The sequence below is a fragment of the Tissierella sp. MB52-C2 genome (assembly GCF_030931715.1).
GTDB lineage: Bacteria > Bacillota > Clostridia > Tissierellales > Tissierellaceae > Tissierella.
Map to the genome: position 1 here is coordinate 230,142 of NZ_CP133261.1, position 23,434 is coordinate 253,575.

General features: G+C 30.3%; 19 protein-coding genes and 1 pseudogene. 16 read left to right on the forward strand and 4 right to left on the reverse strand.

What is annotated here, in order from left to right:
* Positions 1-452 precede the first annotated feature (452 nt).
* The 3 genes from RBU61_RS01095 (at position 453) to RBU61_RS01105 (ending at position 4,233) form a co-directional block, all read left to right on the forward strand.
* Positions 453-2,270: an adenine deaminase C-terminal domain-containing protein gene (locus RBU61_RS01095; RefSeq protein WP_308877571.1), complete on the forward strand. Its 1,818-nt coding sequence runs from the start codon at positions 453-455 to the stop codon at positions 2,268-2,270.
* Positions 2,271-2,396: 126 nt separating this feature from the next.
* The gene (locus RBU61_RS01100) at positions 2,397-3,605 is read left to right on the forward strand and encodes a hypothetical protein (RefSeq protein WP_308877573.1); all 1,209 of its coding nucleotides are present in this window, start codon (positions 2,397-2,399) and stop codon (positions 3,603-3,605) included.
* A gap of 133 nt (positions 3,606-3,738) precedes the next feature.
* Entirely contained in the window at positions 3,739-4,233 is a 495-nt protein-coding gene (locus tag RBU61_RS01105) for a hemerythrin domain-containing protein (protein WP_308877575.1), read from the forward strand.
* A gap of 227 nt (positions 4,234-4,460) precedes the next feature.
* Here RBU61_RS01105 and RBU61_RS01110 read toward each other — a convergent pair.
* A pseudogene (locus RBU61_RS01110) lies at positions 4,461-4,604 on the reverse strand (ATP-binding cassette domain-containing protein); the annotation flags it as partial.
* A gap of 144 nt (positions 4,605-4,748) precedes the next feature.
* Between RBU61_RS01110 and RBU61_RS01115 the strand changes: the two are divergent.
* The 6 genes from RBU61_RS01115 to RBU61_RS01140 all read left to right on the forward strand — a co-directional run bounded on the left by RBU61_RS01115 (position 4,749) and on the right by RBU61_RS01140 (position 12,440).
* A complete protein-coding gene (locus RBU61_RS01115; protein ID WP_308877576.1) occupies positions 4,749-5,198 on the forward strand; it encodes a histidine kinase dimerization/phospho-acceptor domain-containing protein in 450 nt (149 codons plus the stop codon).
* Between the two features lie 6 nt (positions 5,199-5,204).
* Positions 5,205-5,690, forward strand: a complete 486-nt coding sequence (locus RBU61_RS01120; RefSeq protein ID WP_308877577.1) for a HAMP domain-containing sensor histidine kinase — start codon at positions 5,205-5,207, stop codon at positions 5,688-5,690.
* 63 nt (positions 5,691-5,753) lie between these two features.
* Complete coding sequence (locus tag RBU61_RS01125) at positions 5,754-6,500, forward strand: GTP pyrophosphokinase family protein (protein ID WP_308877578.1); 747 nt, start codon at positions 5,754-5,756, stop codon at positions 6,498-6,500.
* A gap of 132 nt (positions 6,501-6,632) precedes the next feature.
* Positions 6,633-8,510 (forward strand): molecular chaperone HtpG, encoded by a 1,878-nt coding sequence (gene htpG, locus RBU61_RS01130; RefSeq protein WP_308877579.1) that lies wholly within the window; start codon positions 6,633-6,635, stop codon positions 8,508-8,510.
* A gap of 72 nt (positions 8,511-8,582) precedes the next feature.
* Complete coding sequence (locus RBU61_RS01135; protein ID WP_308877580.1) at positions 8,583-10,049, forward strand: DUF445 family protein; 1,467 nt, start codon at positions 8,583-8,585, stop codon at positions 10,047-10,049.
* Positions 10,050-10,307: 258 nt separating this feature from the next.
* Positions 10,308-12,440, forward strand: coding sequence for an adenosylcobalamin-dependent ribonucleoside-diphosphate reductase (locus RBU61_RS01140; protein WP_308877581.1), 2,133 nt, complete (start codon positions 10,308-10,310; stop codon positions 12,438-12,440).
* A gap of 60 nt (positions 12,441-12,500) precedes the next feature.
* On the opposite strand, the gene RBU61_RS01145 is transcribed toward RBU61_RS01140, so the two are convergent.
* Positions 12,501-13,772, reverse strand: coding sequence for a DUF1576 domain-containing protein (locus tag RBU61_RS01145; RefSeq protein ID WP_308877582.1), 1,272 nt, complete (start codon positions 13,770-13,772; stop codon positions 12,501-12,503).
* Between the two features lie 238 nt (positions 13,773-14,010).
* Between RBU61_RS01145 and RBU61_RS01150 the strand changes: the two genes are divergently transcribed.
* From RBU61_RS01150 to RBU61_RS01170, 5 genes are all read left to right on the forward strand, one after another.
* Entirely contained in the window at positions 14,011-14,424 is a 414-nt protein-coding gene (locus RBU61_RS01150) for a hypothetical protein (RefSeq protein ID WP_308877583.1), read from the forward strand.
* 121 nt (positions 14,425-14,545) lie between these two features.
* A complete protein-coding gene (locus tag RBU61_RS01155) occupies positions 14,546-16,255 on the forward strand; it encodes a transporter substrate-binding domain-containing protein (protein ID WP_308877584.1) in 1,710 nt (569 codons plus the stop codon).
* Positions 16,256-16,267: 12 nt separating this feature from the next.
* The gene (locus tag RBU61_RS01160) at positions 16,268-17,641 is read left to right on the forward strand and encodes a sigma-54 dependent transcriptional regulator (RefSeq protein ID WP_308877585.1); all 1,374 of its coding nucleotides are present in this window, start codon (positions 16,268-16,270) and stop codon (positions 17,639-17,641) included.
* 262 nt (positions 17,642-17,903) lie between these two features.
* Positions 17,904-18,626 (forward strand): cyclase family protein, encoded by a 723-nt coding sequence (locus tag RBU61_RS01165; protein WP_308877587.1) that lies wholly within the window; start codon positions 17,904-17,906, stop codon positions 18,624-18,626.
* 265 nt (positions 18,627-18,891) lie between these two features.
* Positions 18,892-19,383 carry a phosphatidylglycerophosphatase A gene (locus RBU61_RS01170; protein ID WP_308877588.1) on the forward strand — a complete coding sequence of 164 codons (492 nt, stop codon included), beginning with the start codon at positions 18,892-18,894 and terminating at the stop codon, positions 19,381-19,383.
* A gap of 33 nt (positions 19,384-19,416) precedes the next feature.
* Here the strand turns inward: RBU61_RS01170 and RBU61_RS01175 are convergent, their stop codons facing one another.
* Together RBU61_RS01175 and RBU61_RS01180 are read right to left on the reverse strand one after the other, a co-directional pair.
* On the reverse strand, positions 19,417-20,526 hold the full coding sequence (locus RBU61_RS01175) for a M20/M25/M40 family metallo-hydrolase (RefSeq protein ID WP_308877589.1): 1,110 nt from the start codon (positions 20,524-20,526) through the stop codon (positions 19,417-19,419).
* Between the two features lie 74 nt (positions 20,527-20,600).
* Positions 20,601-21,770, reverse strand: a complete 1,170-nt coding sequence (locus tag RBU61_RS01180) for a dicarboxylate/amino acid:cation symporter (RefSeq protein WP_308877591.1) — start codon at positions 21,768-21,770, stop codon at positions 20,601-20,603.
* A 209-nt stretch (positions 21,771-21,979) separates the two neighbouring features.
* Here RBU61_RS01180 and RBU61_RS01185 point away from each other — a divergent pair, with 209 nt between their 5' ends.
* Positions 21,980-22,678 (forward strand): cytochrome c biogenesis protein CcdA, encoded by a 699-nt coding sequence (locus RBU61_RS01185; protein ID WP_308877593.1) that lies wholly within the window; start codon positions 21,980-21,982, stop codon positions 22,676-22,678.
* Between the two features lie 10 nt (positions 22,679-22,688).
* On the forward strand, positions 22,689-23,252 hold the full coding sequence (locus tag RBU61_RS01190; protein WP_308877594.1) for a redoxin domain-containing protein: 564 nt from the start codon (positions 22,689-22,691) through the stop codon (positions 23,250-23,252).
* The last annotated feature ends 182 nt before the right edge of the window (positions 23,253-23,434 follow it).

Consider the following 23,434-nt stretch of genomic DNA (forward strand, 5'->3'; position numbering starts at 1 on the left):
CCATAAAAGTAAAGTTTAGTTGCAACAAAAATTCCTAAAGAGCATAATATGGATTATTACTATGGTAGACATTAGTACTAGACAAAATTATACATTAATAGCCCCTTATATAATACAAGAGGAAAAGAGTTCTCATATAGGAACTTTTTTCCTCTTGTGTTTATTTTGTTTGAAACATAGCTAAGCAAATGTTAAATATTTAAACATATAAAATGAGGAATTATTTTCCTTGTTTTATAGTTATACCAGAGAAATATTATATACGTTTAAAAAGCATATTGTAACATCTTATGGTTATATAATCGAATTACAAGAATTATAGAAAAATTTTAAAAAGCAAAAGATTGGCAATTTACACACCTTTCTTTGATGAATATTTTGTTTTCTGAAACTTGGCACAGGAGTTGCTTATATAATGAATTGCAATATAAAAAATAAGGGGGTATGTGTAAATGTTAGATACAAAGAGTCTGAAACTAGTGGCAGATAGGCTCCACCTAGTAGATACCTTATTAGATGAGAATGTTTATGCAGATAAGGTATTAGCAGGTGGTAAAGTTGTAAACGTTATTACTAAAGAAATCTATGAAGCAGAGGTAGCCATTACAGGTGAGTATATATTAATGGTTGGAAATTGTTCAAAGCTTAAAGGACCTAAAACTGAAATAGTAGACGTCACAGGAAAATATATAACGCCAGGCTTTATAGATGCACATATGCATTTTGAATCTGCCATGCTTACAGCTACTGAATTCTCAAGATTATCTCTACCTACAGGTACAACTTGCCTTATATCAGACCCACATGAAATAGGAAATGTACTAGGAAAAGTTGGAATGAAGGCAATGGCTGAAGAAGTAGCCACTCTTCCACAGCACGTGTACTTAAGAGTTCCTGCTTTAACTCCAGATTCACCAGGACTTGAAACAGCAGGAAAAAATATAACATCAAAAGACATACCAGAAATGCTTTCTTGGGAAACTGTCACAGGAATAGGAGAGACACAAGGAGTAACTACTATAAAATTTGTATATGAGCATAATTATGAAGTTATAAAGGATACAATAGCTTCCACAGTATATGCAAGATCAATTGGAAAGCAAGTTGATGGAAATATAGCTGGACTATTTGGAGAAGAACTAGCGGCCCATATAATCTGCGGTGGAACAGATATATCTTGTCACGAGACTACAACTAAGGAAGAAGCAGTTGAAAAATTAAGATATGGTGTGTACGTGCTAATGAGAGAAGGATCTACTCAATATAATATGGCTCAATCTGTAAGAGCTATAACTGAAGATGGATTAGACTCTAGAAGAGCGATAATAGCAACTGATGATATGTTAGCTGAAGATATTATAAACAAAGGACATATGAATGATATTATAAGGAGAACTATAAAAGAGGGAGTAGACCCAGTTGAAGCTATTCAAATGGCTACTATAAACCCAGCTACTTGGTTAGGACTTAGTGAAATAGGAGTATTAGCACCGGGAAAATATGCTGATATAGCAGTTATAGACGGAAAGCTTGAAGATATGAATGTAACTCAAGTATTTTTAAAAGGAGAAAAAATAGCTGAAAATAAAGAACTTTTAATCGACCTTCCAGTCTATACTTATCCAGATACAGTTAAGAAATCAGTAAAGAGAGATCCAATAACTGCTGAGGATTTGATGATAGCTTCTAATGATGATAAGGTATTGGCAAACTGTATAGGACTTATACCACTAAACAATTTATCAGAAAAGCTACAGGTAGAATTGCCGGTTGAAAATGGATATGTAAAATCAAATGTGGAGGATTTACTCCCGGTTGCAGTAGTTGGCAGACATGGGCAAAAGGATATAGGTAAGTCCTTTGTGAAGGGATTCGATCTTAAAGAAGGAGCTTTTGCAGAGACAGTATCCCATGATACCCATAATCTAATAGTCATAGGAACTAATTATGAAGATATGGCAGTAGCTGTAAATAGAGTTATAGAACTGCAAGGTGGAGTTGTTATCGCTAAGGACGGAGAAGTAGTAGATGAATTGCCACTTAGAATATCTGGACTTATGACAGATGAGTTAACAGCTTATGAACTTACAGATAAAATGACTGAACTCCATAAAAAGGCAAAAGAGGTTCTAAAATGTTCTATACCTGCACCATTTATGCATTTAGCATTCCTTTCTCTATCTACAAGTCCAAAGTGGAAGATAACTGACAAGGGAGTAGTAGATGTTGAAAATTATAAAGTAATACCATCAATTGAATCTATAAAGTAATTAAAAATCAAAAAAGAAGTAGTAAATATTGCTGTATATGGCTGGAGATATATCTCCAGCCATATGTAAGAATTCAAGTGATTTTCATCAATTAAATACCAGAAAATATAAGAAAGAAGGTATAATATGATAAGTGAAAAGAAAAAAATCACTAATAGTACTACAGCATCTTTTCTCGGACTTGTGATAATCTCTCTTGTAGGTCTTATATTGTATTTATTATTGTCTAATATTGTAATTGTAACAGATTGGATTCCCTATGAATCTATCATAGAGGGGATAATGGGAAATAATATAATATTTAAGTTTATTTGGATGATAAAAGATTTTTCAGAGGGGCAGTTTTATGGAGGATTATTCGCAAGTATAGGTCTTATAATAGGAGCTATACTTGCTTGGAGACTAGATGTTAAAAATTCTAGATATGCTGGTATAAATATATCTTATGGTTTAAATATATGGCCTTGGATATTTACATCACAGATTTTGACGATGTCAATATCTATATTTATATTGAACTACTTGAGTCTTTTAGACAATGAAAGCTATACTTGGTTACCTACATTTCTATTATTAGTAGGAGCACCACAGGCAGTATTATGCATCTATGGACCTAGTATTAAAGCATTGTTTACAGGTTCAATTTTAGGAGGAACACTTACAGTTCCTATAGCTAACTGGATTAATAATTACATAATGATACCAGTTGGGATGCCAGGAACTGTGGCTAATTACTTTGCATTGGCAAGCTCCATAACTATAACATTACAAGTTTGTAGTTTACTTCCATGGATGGAAAAAAAGTCATTTAATACTATAGACTATGGACCAAAGCCTACAGAAGAAGAAATGTATAATATCTTAAAAAATCCTCTATGGATTATTAGGAGAACTTTGGCAGATTTAACAGACCCACTTTTTTATGGAAATGAAATAGCCTCTCTTTTTTTAATAATTGGAGCTATAATAGATTGGCTTTTAAACTCAAAGCACGGATTCCTAGGATCTCAAGTTTTTCCAGCAATATTATTTTCTCAATTGTTAAGTGGGGGGGTGTCAGTATATCTCTATGGTAGAAAACATTTGGAAAATGGTTGGTATCCTACTTATGTACCAGTGGTAAGTATAGCCCCATTTTGTGTTTTAACATTTGGAACTACTATACCTGTAATACTACTTTCTTCAATACTTGGTGCAATAATAGGGGCACCCTTTGCTGAATTGTTAAATAGAAATCTTCCAGACCATCTCCATGGAGTCATACCAAATGTATTAGCTATGGGTATGACTACTATGCTTACAATAAGTGTTATGAATTATTTACCTTGGTTTTAAAGGTATCCTTTAAGGATACCTTTTTATGTGATTATTTTATTATTAGTAGTATAACTTTTAGATTTTATAGATTAATTAATTTCCAATAGGGTATCACTAAAATTAGAATATGCATAAAATTAGGAGGATTTATATGGCGAATTTTGAGACTGAAAGTTATTCTAAAACAATTGAATATATTTTAAAGAATCATCATACTCCATTAAAAAAGGAATTACCTGAGTTAGAGAAATTAGTATATACAATATTTAAAGTTCATTTTGAAGATATGGGAGATGTTTTAGAGAAGGTTCATGAACTATACGGACGACTAAAGACTACTTTAGAATCCCATATAATAAAGGAAGAAAGAGCATTATTCTATAGCATAAGGGACTATGATAGGGATAAATCAAAGGATTTATTAGAGGAAGTACTGGAAGGAATCAAAAGCGTTGAGATGGATAATAAAGAAATAGAAGAACTAGTAAAGGAAATTAGAAAAGTAACAGATGATTATTTAATTCCACCTACCAGTTGTCCGACTTATGAAAATACTTATGATAGATTAAAAGATTTAGAAAAAAACTTATGCGAACATATAGAGATAGAGAGTACATTATTTCTTAGATTAAAAGATGAAAGATAGTAGACAAAAAAACATCTCAAACTGCTTTAATAAGCAGTTTGAGATGTTTTTTTTATATATACTTAAATAAATTCTACAATATTATCTTTTGCATTATTAGTCTTTTCTCCATATATTTTTCAAGGCTTTCTTTATCAGCATCCATGGTATTTTGAGAGATTATAATAGGAAATTCTGAAAGAGCATCTCTTTGAAATTTATCAATTTGAATTTTGAAACCAGTAGAAAGACTGAGTATGAAGGGCACCTGTAGGTTCATCTGCTAGAATGATGTCTGGATCATTTGCAAGGGCACGGGCTATGGTAACTCTTTGCATTTGCCCTCCAGAGAGCTGGTTTGGTTTTTTGTGTATATGGCGTTTTAAGGATAATGAAGACTTTGAAATCATTACAATACGTGGGTTAGGTTATAAGGCGGTGAAAGGTAAGTGAATAGACTCCGAAGCCTAAATTTTAGTCTTGTCATTCTTGTATTTATAATTATGATATTTTCTAGTATATTAGCAGGTATTATCTTGTTTGTTTTGATTAAATGCAACATTATTTCTTATATAAGGATAACTCCAAGACTATTTTTAATGATTGGGCTTATTGTAAGTACAATCATTGGAACGATTCTTACTTTTCCCATAGGAAATCACTTTTTAAGACCTTTAAATCAATTGATTGAGGCAACTCAAGAGGTATCCAGGGGCAATTTTAGTGTTAAGGTAAAAGAACTTGAGAAAAATTATGAAATAGATAAACTTATTAGAAGTTTTAACACTATGACAAATGAATTAAGCAGTATTGAGATGTTTAGAAAGAACTTTATTAATAACTTCTCCCATGAGTTCAGAACACCAATAGTGTCTATACGAGGATTTGCAAGACAACTTAAAAATTCTACTTTAACAGATGAAATGCGTAAGGAGTATATTGATATAATAATTAGAGAGTCGGAAAGACTTACAAATATGTCCTAGAACATTTTGCTTTTAACAAAACTTGAGAATCAAGAAATAGTTACAGACAAAAAGTTGTTTTCATTGGACGAGCAGCTTAGGAACTGTATATTACTATTACAGATGGAGTGGGAGAGGAAGGATATTAGTTTTAGTGTTGAGTTGGACTCAATTGGGTATTATGGAAATGAAGAAATGTTGTCTCATGTTTGGTTAAATTTGTTAGGAAATGCAATTAAATTCAGCCATAAGGGCGGAGAAATTACAGTAAAATGCCGTAATGAGGGAAGCTATGTTAAGGTCAAGATTTCTGATAATGGTATAGGAATGAATGATGATACTAGACATCATGTATTTGAAAAATTTTATCAAGGGGACTCCTCACGTTCTTCAGAAGGTAATGGTCTAGGGCTTTCCCTTGTGAAACGTATTGTGGATTTGTGCGAAGGGAGAATTGATGTGAAAAGTCGCTTAGAAAAAGGAACAGATATTGTTATCAGATTACCAAATTGAATAAGAATAAAGCGTTAAAGAATATACAATCAAATTTAAATAGACAGAAGAGGTGTGTTTAAGATGGAAATAAAAGCAGCAGTAAATATGAATCAATTAAAGATGATGGAAAAAGAGTTAAAGAGATTTTTAATGTCCTATAAGTTTGGGCTTGAGGAAGTAAAGACAAAAATCAATATTTTAAATGAGGAATTCAAATACATTCATGACTATAATCCTATTGAGCATGTGAAATCTAGAATTAAAAGTCCTGAAAGTATTTTAGAAAAATTAAATAGAAAAGATTTAGAGATTTCTTTTCCTTCAATAAAAGAGAATATTAAGGATATAGCTGGAATTCGGATAGTTTGTTCATTCGTATCGGATATATATAAAATAAGTGAAATGTTAAAGAAACAGAAGGACTTGAAGGTGATAAAGTATAGGGACTATATAAAAAATCCTAAGCCTAATGGGTATCAAAGCCTCCACTTGGTTTTACAAGTACCAGTATTTATGTCAGATAGGATTGAAGATGTTTGTGTAGAAGTTCAGATTCGAACAATGGGTATGGATTTCTGGGCAAGCTTAGAGCATAAAATTTATTATAAATATAATAGTGACGTTCCTCAAAGGTTAAAGGATGAGTTAAGGGAAGCCGCAATTACAGTGTCTCAGTTAGATAGAAGAATGGAAAATCTCAGTAAAGAGGTTATAAAGATAAAGGACTCCAATAGTTCAGAGGAAAATTTGATAAATATTTTTGTAAAGGACACCAGTTTCTATCTTTCTGATAGTCTTTTAAATTTAGAGGAAGAATTGGAGGCATAATTTTATGAATATAAAAGAAAAGTATGTAAATTCTTGACATAGAAAAATAAATATGGTACATTTTTCTTATTAGCACTCTAGTGGTGCGAGTGCTAATTTATTTAAAATAAGAATTAAGAAAGGGAAGATACTATGGAAAAGAGAGAATTTAGGGCAGAATCTAAACGTTTATTAGATCTTATGGTCAACTCAATCTATACTCATAAGGAAATATTTTTAAGAGAATTAATTTCTAACTCATCTGATGCCATAGATAAAATTTATTATAAGGCATTAACAGATGAAAATATATCCTTCAACAAAGATGATTATTATATCAAAATAGTTGCAGATAAGGATAATAGAACCTTAACCATATCAGATACAGGAATAGGAATGTCTAAAGAAGAGTTGGAAGAACATCTTGGAGTAATAGCCAATAGCGGAAGCTTTGCATTTAAAAATGAAAATCAATTAAAAGATGGATATGATATAATCGGTCAATTTGGTGTTGGATTTTATTCTGCATTTATGGTAGCAGACAAGGTAACAGTCGTAAGTAAAACCTTTGGATCTGAAGAAGCATATAAGTGGGAGTCAGAAGGAGCAGAGGGATATACCATAGACAGAGCGACAAAGGACATAGTAGGAACAGATATAATACTTAACATAAAAGAAAACACAGAAGATGAAAAATATGATGAGTTTTTAGAAGAATATAGACTTAGAGGAATCATAAAAAAATATTCTGATTTCATTAGATACCCAATTAAATTAGATATAACAAAGAGTAAATTAAAAGAAGGTTCAGAAGACGAATACGAAGAATATAAAGAAGAACAAATAATCAATAGTATGGTTCCTATTTGGAGAAAGAATAAAAATGAGTTAAAAGAAGAAGACTATGAAAACTTTTACATGGAAAAACATTTTGGCTTTGATAAACCAATGAAATCTATCCATTTAAGTGTAGATGGAACTCTAAGATATAATGCCATATTATTTATACCACAGGAAGCACCTTATGATTTTTATACTAAGGAATATGAAAAAGGGTTAGAATTATATTCTAATGGAGTCCTTATAATGGAAAAATGTGCTGATCTTTTACCAGATTATTTTAGTTTTGTAAAGGGAGTAGTCGATTCAGAAGATCTATCTCTTAATATATCTAGGGAAATATTACAGCATGATAGACAGCTAAAACTAATTGCTAAGAAGATTGAAGATAAAATAAAAGACGAGTTAAATATAGTATTAAAGAATAATAGAGAAGAATATGAAAAATTCTTTGAAAGCTTTGGAAAGCAGTTGAAGTTTGGAGTTTATAGTGATTTTGGTATGAATAAGGAAGTTCTACAAGACTTACTTTTATTCTATTCATCTAAGGAAAAGAAAATGGTTACATTAGATGAATATATAAGTAGAATGCCAGAGGAACAAAAGTATATCTATTATGCGGTTGGAGAGTCAGTTGACAGGATAGATAAATTACCACAGACTGAAGTTGTAAAGGATAAGGACTACGAAATCCTATACTTTACAGATGATATAGATGAATTTGCAATTAAGGTATTGATGAGTTATAAGGAAAAAGAATTTAAATCAGTATCATCAGGAGACTTAGGCATAGAAATTGATGAAAATGATAAAGATAATGAAAAGGAAATAGAAGAGAATAAGGACTTATTTGGATTTATGAAAGAAACCTTATTAAATAAAATAAATGAAATCAAACCATCAAAAAGACTAAAAAATCATCCAGTTTGTTTATCTACAGAAGGAGATCTTTCCATAGAGATGGAAAAGGTTTTAAATATGATGCCAGACAATCCTAATATAAAAGCAGATAAAATATTAGAAATCAATGTAAATCACCCTGTATTTGAGACATTGAAATCTGCCTATGAAAATGATAAAGAAAAGTTAAAATTATATACTAATCTATTATATAATCAAGCACTGTTAATAGAGGGATTACCTATTGAAGATCCTGTAGAATTTACTAACAATATATGTAAACTTATGTAATATAAAGAGGTGGTTTAAGTATACTTTGCCAGTAAACTAAAACCACTTTCTTGTTTTCGAAAGGAGAAAAACATGAAATTAATAATACCTGTCATAGTTGGAGCCATCATAGGATATTTTACAAACTGGCTTGCCATAAAAATGTTATTTAGGCCCCACTATGAAAAGAAAATATTTGGTATAAAAGTTCCCTTTACTCCAGGACTAATACCTAAAGAAAAAGATAGAATAGCTAAGAGTATTGGTGAGACTGTAGGTGTTTATCTATTGTCACCTGATACAATAATAGAAGCTCTTTCTAATAAGGAAATAGATAATACGATTAAGTCTTGGATATATAATAATATGGAAAGATTAAAGGAAAATCACCAATCTATAAAAGTATTTTTAGAAAATACACTAGACAATAATTACAATAAATTTGTAAGGAGAATAGAAGAAAAGACAAGGGATTTAATTATAAAACAAATTAGAAAAGATGAATTTAAAAGTTTAATATCAAAGTCTATTGCCGAAAAAGTAAATAATATGAATTGTGAAGATATTTATAGATTATTAGATGAAAAATTAAGAGATTTTTTATTAGAGTTATCAAAATCTCATGAATTAAAAGTAGGAATAATAGAGTTAATAAAATCAAAATTAGATGCTTTATCAGGTGATGAAAGGAAGTTATCTGAAATATTGCCGGAAGAAATATTATCTTCCATAAATAATTATATTGATGAAAATAAAGATGAAATAGGAAATATTATAAAAAACAGCTTTAAGGATCCTGCTATACAACAAAAACTTAAAAATTCCATATCTGAATTAGTGCTCAAAAATATGAGTAAGGTAATTATGGCATTTGTAAGCCCTGATATGATAACTGAAAAGATATTTCATATGATTGAAAAATACATCAATAGTGAAGATACAAATAGGGATATTGTAATGCTTATTAAATCTCTATTAGATAAGCTATTAGAATCAAAAGTTTCAGAAATAAGTCCAAAGATATTAGATGGCATTGGAGAAGAAGGATTTGAAAAAATATCATGTATATTAATTGGATATATTGCCAATGAAGATAATTACAATGTATTATTAAATATCTTAGGAGAAAAATTAAGAAATTCTGAATCAGAAAACAAGGAAGCTATAATAGATTACTTAACTAAAAATATAGATAAAGTATTGGAAAGCGAAGAGCTTGAGAAAAGTATAGATTTATTTATAGCAAATATTGTGGAGGAGTTTTTAAACAAATCCATATCATCTATGGTAGGAAAGATAGATGAAGATAGTATTTTAAGAATATACAATTCTTTACGGAATATATTTGATAAGTTTGCCATAAATCAATTGCCAAAAATAATTGAATTCTTTAATATATCAAAGATTGTTGAGGATAAAATACAAAGTTTTGATGTGAACTTTACAGAAAAGCTGATTTTAGATATTGCCAATAAAGAGTTAAAGGCTATTACATGGTTAGGAGCTTTACTTGGTGGAATCATGGGCATATTAACCCCCCTTCTTCAAATGTTGTATTAAGATAATTTAATATCTTTGATTTTTAAGCTAATATTTGATAAATTGGGTATATGTTGTATATGAATGAATAAGATATACCATATATAGTTCGAAAATAGTGAATAGTGAATAACTAATATAAGCAGGGTACCAAAATTGTGGTTTTCAATTTTGTGTACATCGCTTAGTTTGTTTATCTAGTGAATAGTTAGAAGCCTTTATGTATATAGGTTCTCAACTATTCACTATTCATTCTTAACTAAATGGAGGGGGAAAAATATGTTACAAGTAGAAAAACGAAATGGTAATATAGTTATATTTGAAGAAGATAAGATTGTTAATGCTATTAAAAAAGCCATGGGAGAAACTGAATCGAGTATTGATGAAAATTTAGCCAAAGAAATTGCCCACAAGGCTTTTTTAGAATTTAGTGAATTAGAAATAGTAAATATAGAAAAGATCCAAGACTTTGTAGAAATTGAACTTATGAAATCACGTCCAGATGTGGCAAAATTATATATAATATATAGAGAAGAAAGAACGAAATTAAGGGAACAAGGATGGATTATGTCTGATCTTCAAAGAGATATATATGAAAAGAAATATCGCTATGAAAATGAGAATTTCGATAGTTTTTTAACTAGAGTAAGTGGTGGAAACAACGCCATAAAAAAAGCTATAAAGGATAAGAAATTCATGCCAGCAGGACGTATTTTAGCTGGTAGAGGATTAGACAAACTTGGAAGGAAAATTACCTTATCAAATTGTTACGTAATGCCAAAGGTTGAAGATAATATTGAATCCATATTTGATACTGCAAAATACCTTGCAAGAACTTATTCCTATGGTGGGGGAGTAGGACTTACTATTTCTAAATTAAGACCAAAGGGTTCTAAAGTAAATAATGCTGCTAATACTACAACAGGGGCAGTTTCCTTCATGGATTTATTTTCCATGGTTACAGGATTAATTGGTATGAGAGGCAGACGTGGAGCATTGATGCTAAATATGGACTGTAATCATCCTGATATAGAGGATTTTATTGATGTTAAAAATGATTTATCTAAGGTGAATTATGCCAATATTTCTGTTAATATAGATAATGAATTTATGAATGCAGTAAAAAACGATGAAGAATATAATTTATACTTTAAAGTTGAGGCTACGGGAGAAGAGATAAGTAGAAAAGTCAATGCTAGAGAATTATTTGAAAAGTTATCTAGGAACAATTGGAATATGGCAGAACCTGGAGTATTATTTCAAAATAGGATTAATTCATGGCATTTAATGAGTGAAGATAAAGAGTTTGAATTTGCAGGAGTCAACCCTTGTGCTGAGGAGACATTACCCGCATTTGGAAGTTGTAACCTATCCTCTATTAACTTATCTGAATTTGTAAAGAATCCTTTTACAAAATATGCATATTTTGAATACGAAAAATTTGGTCAAATGGTAAGGGATGGAGTAATTTATTTAAACGAAGTATTAGATGAGAATATGGAGCTGCATCCATTGGAACAACAAAGAGAAATGTCTAGGGAGTTAAGACAAATTGGTCTTGGAATCATGGGCTTAGCAGATATGTTTATTAAGCTAGGAATTAAATATGGAGGGAAAGAATCTATTGATTTGATTCACAAAATAGGCCATACTATGATTAACGAAGCTTTAAGACAATCAGCTTTAATGGCTAAGGAATATGGAACATTTCCAAGATATAACAGAGAGGCAATCCTTAGTTCATCATTCCTTTTAGAAAATGCAACAGAGGAAGTCTTAGAATTGATCAGGGAATATGGACTAAGAAATAGCCAGTTATTAACTATACCACCTACAGGCAGTATATCTACATTAATAGGATGTAGTAATGGAGTAGAGCCAATATTTCAAGTGTCCTATACAAGAAAGTCTGAATCTTTACACCATGAAGACACTTATTATAAAGTTTTTACACCGATAGTTAAGGAATATATGGATAGGAACAATATATCTAAAGAAGAAGATTTACCAGAATTTTTTATAACTACTTCAAACTTAAATTATAAGGACAGAATAGAAGTTCAAGCAGCTTGGCAGCAATATATAGATGCCAGTATATCATCTACAGTTAATGTACCAAATGAATTTACAGTTGAAGAAGTGGGAGAACTATATATATATGCGTGGGAAAGAGGATTAAAAGGGATAACTATTTATCGTGATGGATGTGCAAGGTCAGGAATTCTTATTACAAATCAAGAGAAGAAAAATAGATTAGATAAAATAGATGAATTAAAAAATGAAATAAATAAATTAGCAGAAGAACAGATAAAAGAAGATCCAGATACTTGTCCTATGTGTGGTGGAGTTATGATGCATAGTGGTGGATGCTCAGAATGTCAAGATTGTGGCTATAGCCCTTGTTCATTTTAATTATCAAAAAACAAGCTAAATGATTGTCATTTAGCTTGTTTTTATCTTATTTAACTATTTTTAATCCCTTTCTTTTTTTCCCTTTCTAGAGAAAGCTTCTAAAATTGGCACCATAATCCCTGCTACTATTCCGCAAGAAAATCCATTGTTATAAAGATTTAATCCATTATGTACCTTTAGTACATTAGCTACAACAGAAACATGAAGGAATCCAGCAATTATACCAGCTATAAATCCATAAGACCCTGCAATAGGTGCTAATGCTGTACCAAATAATGCAGCCATAATTACAGTTGTTGAAGAAGCATTAAAAATCTTTATTATAGCTGCTAGATATACACCAATAAAAATAGGTACTGAATTTCTAGGATGTTTACCAAAAGGAGCAAATGCCATAACAGTTACTATTCCAGCAACTATAGGTCCATTAAACACACCGTTAGTTAACAAAACATAAAGAATACTTATAAACCCCATTATCCCAATATTTATATAGGCAAGCCCAAAGCCAAAACGTTGGATAAAATCACCTAATGAGTGGCCGCTAGTCTTTAGGACATTAGAATAACCTTTAAAACTTCGATTATTCATTATATATCCTACAATTAAATAGAAGGCAGAAATAAAAATTAATAAATACTTCATAAATATACTATATTCTGTGGAAAGAGTAGATTGAGTTCTTATACTAAATCCAAATCCTTGAATTAAAGAGGTAATTAGCGTTCCTATTATGCCACCAGCAAATCCCATGTTATATAAATTATATCCAGAATGAAAATGCGCAATATGAAGAGAAACAGGAATAATAATAAATCCAATTAGTATACCAGTTCCTATGCCTAAAGGAATACTAAGATAATAACTTAAATTAAGACCAAATGCTATTTCACTAACTGCAGGAGCTAGTGTAGTTGCAAATAGAATAGGAGTTAGAATAGTTTTAAATTCTATTTTTTTATGACGACAATATAATAATCCTCCAACTAAAATCGGCCATACATTTCCAATGTTTTTTCCAATAAAACTAAAGCCTATGACAGTTAAAATTGCTGCAATTAAAGGTCCTGTTAAAGAAATCTCTAAAAAATATACTATGAAAATACATAATAGACCTAAAATCCCAGCATTTAGAAAGGTAGCTCCTATGCCACCTACTGCTAAATAATCAGTAAGCAGTATATCTGGGGCTATAATTAAATCGTATAAACCTTTAAATATTTCTTTAGGAGAATCAATTAAAAACCCTAGAATAATTAATAGGGAAGGAATAAAAGATAGTAAAATAAGATTGAGATGCTGAGTGGAAAAATAGTATCGTTGCTTTTTCATCTGTACCTCCAAGCTCAAATAAATTATTTATGAATTCATATGTTATAATAAGAGAGTTTTATTATAACATAGAATTAAGTTCTTATGATAGATAAATTTTTATCGAGAACTATATTTGTAATATATTAAGGAATTAAGTATGATAATTAATAAGTTATTGATTTTATCTTCAAAATAGGTGATACTATAAATAGTAATAAAAGGTAAATAAACTAATAAAAGATGAGGAGTGTGCTTAATGCATGGGGAATCACCTACAGTTTTAAAAAAATTAGAAAAGAAGATAAAACATTTTATTCTGTGGATAGAAGTTATAATGGCAATGTTTATACTTGCTACAGTAATTGTAAGCTGTAAAGACATAGTTGTTTTAATTTATAAAGTGTTTATTACAGAGGCTAGTTCTTCTTATGTAGTCTTGCAAGGACTATTTGTACATATATTGCTTCTAGTAGTAGGTTTAGAGTTAGCACTTATGCTAATAGGTCATACTGCTGGAAATGTTCTTGAGGTAATTCTGTATGCAATAGCAAGAAAAATGTTAATTAGCAGTTCTAATAGTATAGATATACTCTTAGGTGTAATTGCTTTGGCAATAATATTTGCAGTTGATAAGTATTTACATACAAAAGAAATTAAGAGATTGTTATAATTATAAATATGTACATTACTAAGAGTTAAAGACAGATATCTTTAACTCTTTTTTAGTGATAATATAATTGAAATTAGGGTAAAGAGTTTACAAGGTTAACTTAGATAAAAGGAGAAACCCTATGGAAAAAGTAAGAATATGTGCAGATGTAAAACATCCACCCTATGAATTTATAAATGACAACGGAGAAATAGATGGTTTTAACATAGATATTAGTAAAGCCATAGCAAAAGAAATGAATATAGAGATTGAGGTAAATTTATTGGACTGGACAGAGGCTATAAAGGCCATGGACAATGGACATTATGATGGGATTGAGGGAATGTCTTTTTCTGGTGATCGTCAGGAGAAATATATTTTTGGTGCAGAATATATTACAGTATTTCATTCTGCTTTTGCCTTGGAAAATAGGCAGGATATAAAAGACCTCATTAATCTATATAAATATAGAGTGGCAGTACAAAAGAATGATGTTGGATTTGAAATAATAACTAGAGCAAGTTCCAATAAAAATCCTATATCAATATTTGTAGTATCTAGCCATGAGGATGCTTTAAAACTATTATTAGAAGGCAGAGTGGATTTAGTAGTAGGAAATAAGCTAACAATACTGCATTATGCTGAGAAACAAGGGTTTAAAAATAAATTAAAGTTAATTGGGTCGCCAATTCATTTAACAAAGTACGGAATAGCCTTTAAAAAGGGAAATGAAGCTATTGCAAATAAGTTTAGAATGGGAATGAAAAAAATAAAAGACAATGGTAAATATGAGGAAATATATGATAATTGGTTTAACCACAAAATGGGCTATTTTGGGAAGCAGATAATAGAAAATATAGACACAGGAGTAATATATATAGATAAATTAGGTAGAATCACTGCAGTAAATAAATTTGCTGAAGGTATTTTAGCTTTATCTTTAGAAAATATATTATTTAAGTCTTTTTATGAAACAGATATAGCTAAAATATTTAATACAACAGTTATACATCATATATTAGATGGTATTGAAGATACTTATTATGCAAAACTAGAAATAGATAATGCCTGTGAAAAAAAGTATCTGGAAGTTAATTATACTAAATTATTAGATGATAAAAATGTATTAGTAGGTGTACTAATTAACTTTATAGATATTACAGAACGTAAAAAAATAGAAGAAACTTTAATTAGAAAAGATAAGATGGAGTCTTTAGGATTCCTTCTATTAAATATTGCCCATGAATTAAGAAACCCACTTACTAGCGTTAAGAATTTTATTGAATTAATCCCAGAGCATATTGAAGATGAAGAATTTAGGGAATCTTTAATTTACTACGTACCAAAACAAGTGGATTACATAAATAAACTTTTTACGAGTCTATTAGAGTATTCTAAACCAAATGAGGCAAATGTATCTAACGTAAATATAAAGGAACTATTAGAAAATGATATTATGAAATCATTATATAAATCATCAAGCAGATTTAAGAAAATAAAGTTCCATATAGATATAGAAGAAAGATTTACATTAAATGTAGATAAAAATCAAATAAAACAAGTATTAATCAACTTAATATTAAATGCCATTGATGGGATTAAAGATATTGGAAATATAAATGTTTACGCTAAAGAAGATAATGATAAAAAGATGATTTTAATAGAAAATGATGGTAAACAAATCTCAGGAGCAAATATCTCAAAAGTATTTGACCCATTCTTTACAACAAAGAAAAATGGAACAGGATTAGGATTATTTATATCATATAATCTCATTAAAGAGAATAATGGAATTATTGAGGTAGAAAATATAGATAATATAGTAAGGGTTTCCCTAATTTTTCAGATATAGGAAGTGATAAAAATGGAAAAAATATTAATTGTAGATGATGATGAGGCCATAGTAGAGTCTTTGAAGTTTGCGTTTAAAAACCAATATAAGGTTTATTTAGCATATAATTCAAAAGAAGCACTAGAACATTATACAAACAATGAAATATCAGTCACCATCTTAGATTTGAAACTAGGAAATGAAGATGGAATGGAGTTATATACTAAAATAAAAAAAATAAATCCAGAAGCTGTTGTAATAATTGTTACTGCCTATGGTACTATAAAATCTTCAATTGAAGCCATAAGAAGTGGAGTATTTCATTATTTAACAAAACCTATAGACATAAAAGAACTAGAATTTCTAATAGCAAAGGGTACTGAAGTCAATAATCTTTATAAACAAATAAATTTTCTAAGTGCTGAATCTCGAGAAAAGTATGTCAAAGATGGAATCATAGGAAAATCTAATGCTATAAAAAGTATATTAAATACTATAGAGAAGATTAAAGATATAGATTCTAAAGTCTTGATTACTGGAGAAAGCGGTACTGGAAAAAGTTTAATAGCCAAGGCAATACATAGGCAAGGAAATAGGAGACATAAGAAGTTTTATGCAATAAATTGTGCTGCAATACCAAAGAATTTACTAGAAAGTGAACTATTTGGATACAAAAAAGGTGCTTTTACAGGTGCTACAACAGATAAAAAAGGATATTTTGAATTGGCTCATGAAGGAACATTATTTCTAGATGAAATAGGAGATATTGAGTTGGGACTACAGGGAAAACTATTACAAGCAATTCAAGAAAATGTAATAACTCCTGTAGGCTCCAAGGATTCTATAGTTGTAGATGTAAGGATTATAACTGCTACAAATAAAGACTTGCTTAATTTAGTAAAGGAAGAAAAATTTAGAGAAGACTTATATTATAGATTAAATGTAATCAATATTCATATGCCTGCCTTAAGAGATAGACCAGAGGATATTGTTCCTTTAGCCAATTATTTTATCTACAAATATAGTAGACTATTAAATAAAGAAATAAGAAAGGTAGAATATGATTTTATTGAAACCCTAGAGAAATATGAATTAAATGGAAATGTAAGGGAATTAGAAAATCTAGTGGAAAGAGCCATAGCTCTTGTGGAGGGAGATACTCTAACTAAAAAAGATATATTATCCCATATAAATAAAGACGAGAAATCAGAGAAATTTATAAATAAAAAACTTATTCCAATATTCGTAGGACAAACTCTTGAGAATATTGAGAAGAAGGTTATTGAGACTACTTATATAGAATGTAATTATAATCAAAGAGAAACAGCAAGAATACTTGGAATAACTGATAGAACCATAAGAAATAAATTAAAGAGATATATAGAAGAAGAGAGTAAAAGTGAATAGAAGAAGGAAAAAAATACCTATGAGGAAAAAAATACCTATGAGGAAAAATATTCCTTTTAGGTATTTTTTCTTTTAAATGAAGATGAACAAAAGGATTTGAATTATTGAATATTTTCTAAATATTACGAGGAGGAAAAAAATTCTTCTTTTAGCTTTGGTACAAAAAGCAAAATATTGAGAAAGCTGCTTTGCAGGATATAAAAAATTGGCATAAGAATTGCTATTAATATGTGCATATATAAAAGACTAAAGGAGTGTTAATATGAATTTTAATCAAAAATGGGAGATTATCGACCTAACTCAAGAAATTTATCAAGGTATGCCACTGTTTGGTATACATCAGCCAACATTTATAATGACAAACCAAACTCATGAAGAGAACATGAAGGCTACTGGCAGTGAAACATTAGGATTTTATGCAAGAAATATTTTAATGAGTGAACATGCTGGAACTCACTCAGATGCAGTTATTGAGTATAAGCCAGGTGGAGCTCCAATGGAGGATATGCCTTTGGAATATTTCTTCGGTGATGCTATATGTGTTGATTTGAGACATATTAGATATCCAGACTATATAGAAATAAAAGATATTGAAGAGGCTCTAGAAAAACATGGCTTAGAAATCAAGAAAGGTGATATTTTCATAATGTATACAGGACATTATGATAGGACATATCCAGACAATGGATACGGTGGACTAAGTGCAAAACATTCAGGAGTTTCTTATGAGTCAGCAAAATGGTTAGCAGAAAAAGGAGTAGTAAATATTGCTGTTGATTCACCAGCAATTGACCAAACTCCAGATGATTTAGATTTCTCAGGCCATCTAGTATGTGGAGAATATGATATTACAAATACAGAGCATTTATGTAATTTAGATAAAGTTGTTGGAAAGAGATTTGTATATATGGGATTACCTTTAAAGATTAGAGGCGGAACAGGTTCTCCAGTTAGAGCAATTGCATTATTACCTAAGAACGAATAATTATTATCGCTAGTATCTCTAAAGAGATACTAGCGATAATAATTATTCATATGTACTAGGAAGATTCTTTGAATCAAAGATACTAGGAAATAAAGGATAAGCATAATATAATAAATAATAAATATCATATGAATAGGTTAAAGAAAGATTTTTCTTTAACTTCTTTTAATTTACCATAAATATATTTAATTTATTTGGGAATATATACTTAAATAAGGGAATATATAAATAAATATTAAATATTAGGAAGTAAGGGGTGGAAATAATGGGAAAGTATAATATGGAAGAATTACATGAACAAACCATAGCAATGCTTGAAAGAAGAGGCGTAAAATTAGAAGATATAGGAGAAATAGTATTACTGCTTCAGAAAAATTATTATCCTGATTTAACATTGGAGTTCTGTGTAGAGAATATTAAAGCTGTACTTACAAAGCGAGAGATAATCCATGCTATTTTAACAGGAATAGCTTTAGATGAATTGGCAGAAAAAAAACTATTACCAGAACCACTTCAAGATATAGTTGAATCTGATGAAGGATTATATGGAATTGATGAAATAATTCCTCTATCTATAGTAAATGTCTATGGAACCATAGGACTTACAAATTATGGATACTTAGATAAAGAAAAGATTGGAATCATAAAAAAAATAGATGGAATGAAGGGCGTTGCAGTTCATACATTTTTAGATGATTTAATTGCAGCCATAGCAGCTGCAACTGCTAGTAAGATTGCCCATTCAAGAAAAGATTAAAAAATAGGTTCGATTAATCGAACCTATTTTTAATTATATGCTTTCTTCAATTATTGCAGCAACCAACTGACTAGTTTTAACTAAATCTTCTATGGCTATATATTCATCTACACTATGAGCATTAAACATACCAATTCCAAGGGTAGCTGTTTTGATTCCTTTTCCATTGAATATATTAGTATCAGAGCCACCACCTGTAGAACAAGGTCTATATGAAATATTTAACTTATTCATAGCTTTTTCTATTGTCTTTAACATAGGTTCTTCTTTATCTAATTTAAAAGTAGGATATGAATAGTTTACTTCAGTATCTACTGTGCCATTGAAAGATTTAGTGGCTTCCTCCATGGTATCAACCATATGTTTAACTTGATTGTTTAGCTTTTCTTCATCTAAACTACGAGCTTCAAATTCTATTTCAACTAAATCTGCAACAATATTAGTTGCAGCACCACCTTTTATAATTCCTACATTTGCAGTGGTCTCTTCATCTATTCTAAGTAAATTCATTTTATCTATGGCTCTTGAGGCAATTTGAATAGCACTTATACCTTTTTCTGGACTAAGACCAGCATGGGCTGCTTTTCCATGAAATTTTGCAAAGATTTGAGCTTGGGAAGGTCCCTGAACATTTACTCCTCCGATTTCTCCACTAGCATCTAATATAAAGGCTGTTTTAGATTTTATCTTAGAGTAGTCCAAATATTTAGATCCATATAGCCCAACTTCTTCACATATGGTGAATACTACTTCTATATCACCGTGAGGCATATTATTTTCTTTTATATATTTGATTCCCTCTAAAATACCAACTATACCAGCCTTATCATCAGCAGAAAGAATGGTATTTCCTTTAGATTTGACAATACCATTTTCAATAATAGGTTCAATATTTTCACATGGAGTTACAGTATCTAGATGAGCACAGAACATAATAGGAGCTGCCTCTTTATTTCCCTTCAAATATCCAATAAGATTTCCAGTATCTGAATTTGCCTTTATACCTGCATCGTCAACTGTTACATCGAAACCTAAAAACTCCATATCCTCTTTAACTTTTTTAGCAAAGTTTCCTTCTTTATAACTAGGACTTGATATTTTTACATAATCTAAAAATCTTGATAAAACTTCATCCTTATTCAAATTAAAATCCTCCCATCTATAGTATGATTTATGTAAATCATACTATAGATGGGAGGTGATTTCAAATATAAGTTTTATTTAACTAGTTTGTTTCCAGAAATTTTATTTACCATAAGAGCTATAGCTCCATCTCCAGTTACGTTTGTTGCAGTACCAAAACTATCTTGGGCAACATATAAAGCTATCATTAGTGAAAGCATAGGCTGTGGGAAACCTAACATAGTTTCCAGAAGTCCTAAAGCTGCAATAACTGCGCCACCAGGAACTCCAGGAGCTGCAACCATAGTGATACCAAGCATTAGTATAAATGGAAAGAAAGATACAAAGCTTATAGCCATGCCATTTAACATCATTATAGCCATAGAACAAGAAACTAAAGTGATTGTACTTCCAGATAAGTGTATAGTAGCACATAGAGGAATTACAAAGTCAGCAATATCATCTTTAACTCCATTTTTCTTAGTTTGGGCCAGTGTAACAGGTATAGTAGCTGCTGATGATTGAGTTCCAATAGCTGTTAAATACGCAGGAATCATATTTTTTAACATTCTTATAGGATTACCTCCAGCTATTGTACCACCAATGAAGAATTGGATAACTAATGTAATTATATGAAGTGCAATTACCATTAGGAATACCTTTGAGAATACAGAAAGAATAGTCACTACTTGACCTGCATAAGTCATGTTTGCAAATATTCCAGCTATATGAAAAGGTAATAAAGGTATTACTATACTGTTTATAAGCTTTTCAATTATCTCTTGGAAATCATTCATAAATTTCTTTAATGTATCACCTTTAATTGCTGCAATACCAAGTCCTAAAGTAAATGCAAGTAATAAGGCTGTCATAACATCAAATATAGGTGGCATTTCAACTGTAAAAAATCCAGTTAGTAAAGCCTCTTCAGGATTAGCAGCATTTAGGCTTAAACTGCCTAATTTTAAGAAAGTTGGCAATATAATGGAACCTGCAAAGTATGCTAAACTACCTGAAAGAATAGTGGAACCATAGGCAATTCCTGCAGTAATAGCCAATAGCTTTCCAGCTCCATCACCTAGATCACCAATTCCAGGGGCAACAAACCCTATGATGATTAATGGTATAGCAAACCCTAAGAAGTTGCCAAATATGCCATTGAAGGTTGCAAGGACCCTAACGGACCACTGTGGTCCAAAACTTCCTATTAGTATACCAATAATTATGGCAATAATTAGTTTAGGTAGTAAGCCTAATTTTTTCAAAATAATCTCCTCCTTCGTAAGATTTATAATATTATATCACTAATTCCGTTATGTAATACCCTACAAATTTTGAAAGTAAACTCAGAATATGCAATTAATACAAATAATAATATAAGTATAAGTTTTTAAATTATCTTAAAGGGTACATATATATGAAGAGGCGGTTAATAAATATAGTTTAATAAAAGAATTGACATAAAGGAGGAAATATGATTAGTTTAGGAGATGTTTCTATACCCATAGCTTTTGGGGCAGGGTTTCTGTCTTTTTTTTCCCCATGTATACTTCCCCTAATACCAGCTTATATAATGTATATTACTGGTGTTGATATGGAAGATGAACTAGAAAAGAAAAGATTATTTGCTTTAACGAGAACCTTTGGATTTATAATAGGCTTTACAATTATTTTTATGATAATGGGCACATCTGCCAGTTTTCTAGGTAAGATATTTGTAAAAAATAAAGAAGCCTTCAGTAAAATCAGTGGGATTATTATAATCCTATTTGGATTAAATATGATGGGAATATTGAAACTTAGATTTTTAAACTTTGAAAGAAGGGCTAAGGCGCCTAAGAAAGTCACTAATTGGTTTAGTTCTATTCTAATGGGAATGGCATTTGCAGCTGGATGGACTCCTTGCTTTGGACCAGTATTGGCATCAATACTTATGTATGCAGGTGGGGCTTCTACTATTTCAAAGGGAATCTATTTACTACTGGTATATTCTATAGGAATGGCAATACCATTTATATTGACTGCATTATTTATAAATGGGTTTACCAGACTAATGAATAAGGCGGATAAGTTTATGAAATATATTCCAATAATTAGTGGACTCATTATGGTTGTATTTGGATTACTTGTGTTTTTTAATAAGGTGATAAATATAAGTAGATTTTTGCAATAAGGAGGAGAATATGAAAAAAATATTGATAATGATTTTGGCATTAACGCTATTTATAGGAGGATGCGGTAAACAAGATAAAGAAGAGGATATAAATCAGGTAGAAAACAATATAGAAGATGGTCAAACCCCTGATGAACAAACACCAGAGGAAGATGAAGATATAATAATAGAGGCTCCAGATTTTACTCTTAAAAATTTACAGGGTGAAGAAGTATCCTTATCAGATTATAGAGGTAAAATAGTTCTAATAAACTTCTGGGCTACTTGGTGTACTTGGTGTGATAAGGAAATGCCAGATTTACAAAGGCTAGATAATGAAAATGATGATTTAGTAGTTCTTGCAGTAGATGTAATGGAAGATAAGAAAACTGTTGAAAAATATATTGAGGAAGGAAAATATGAATTTGAAGTAGTTTTAGATGAAGATGGAGAAGTATCACAGACTTATTTAGTAAGTGGATTTCCTACATCTTATTTTGTAGACAAAGATGGAATATTATTAGGTGGAGTGCCAGGAGCAATGACTTATGATGATATGGTTAAAATATTAGAAAGCATAAGGGGAGAAGAATAAGACAGGATATATCCTGTCTTATTCAGATTGTTGACTTATTGCTTCTTGGTTGCAAAAATCAAGAAGCAATTTCAAGTTCACAAAATTTTTTTCAAAACCTTCAAATATTGACACAAACAAGCGGAAAAGCAAAGGGGTTAAGTCGTTCTTCCGCAACCTATTTGCCAATTTTTTAGGATTCA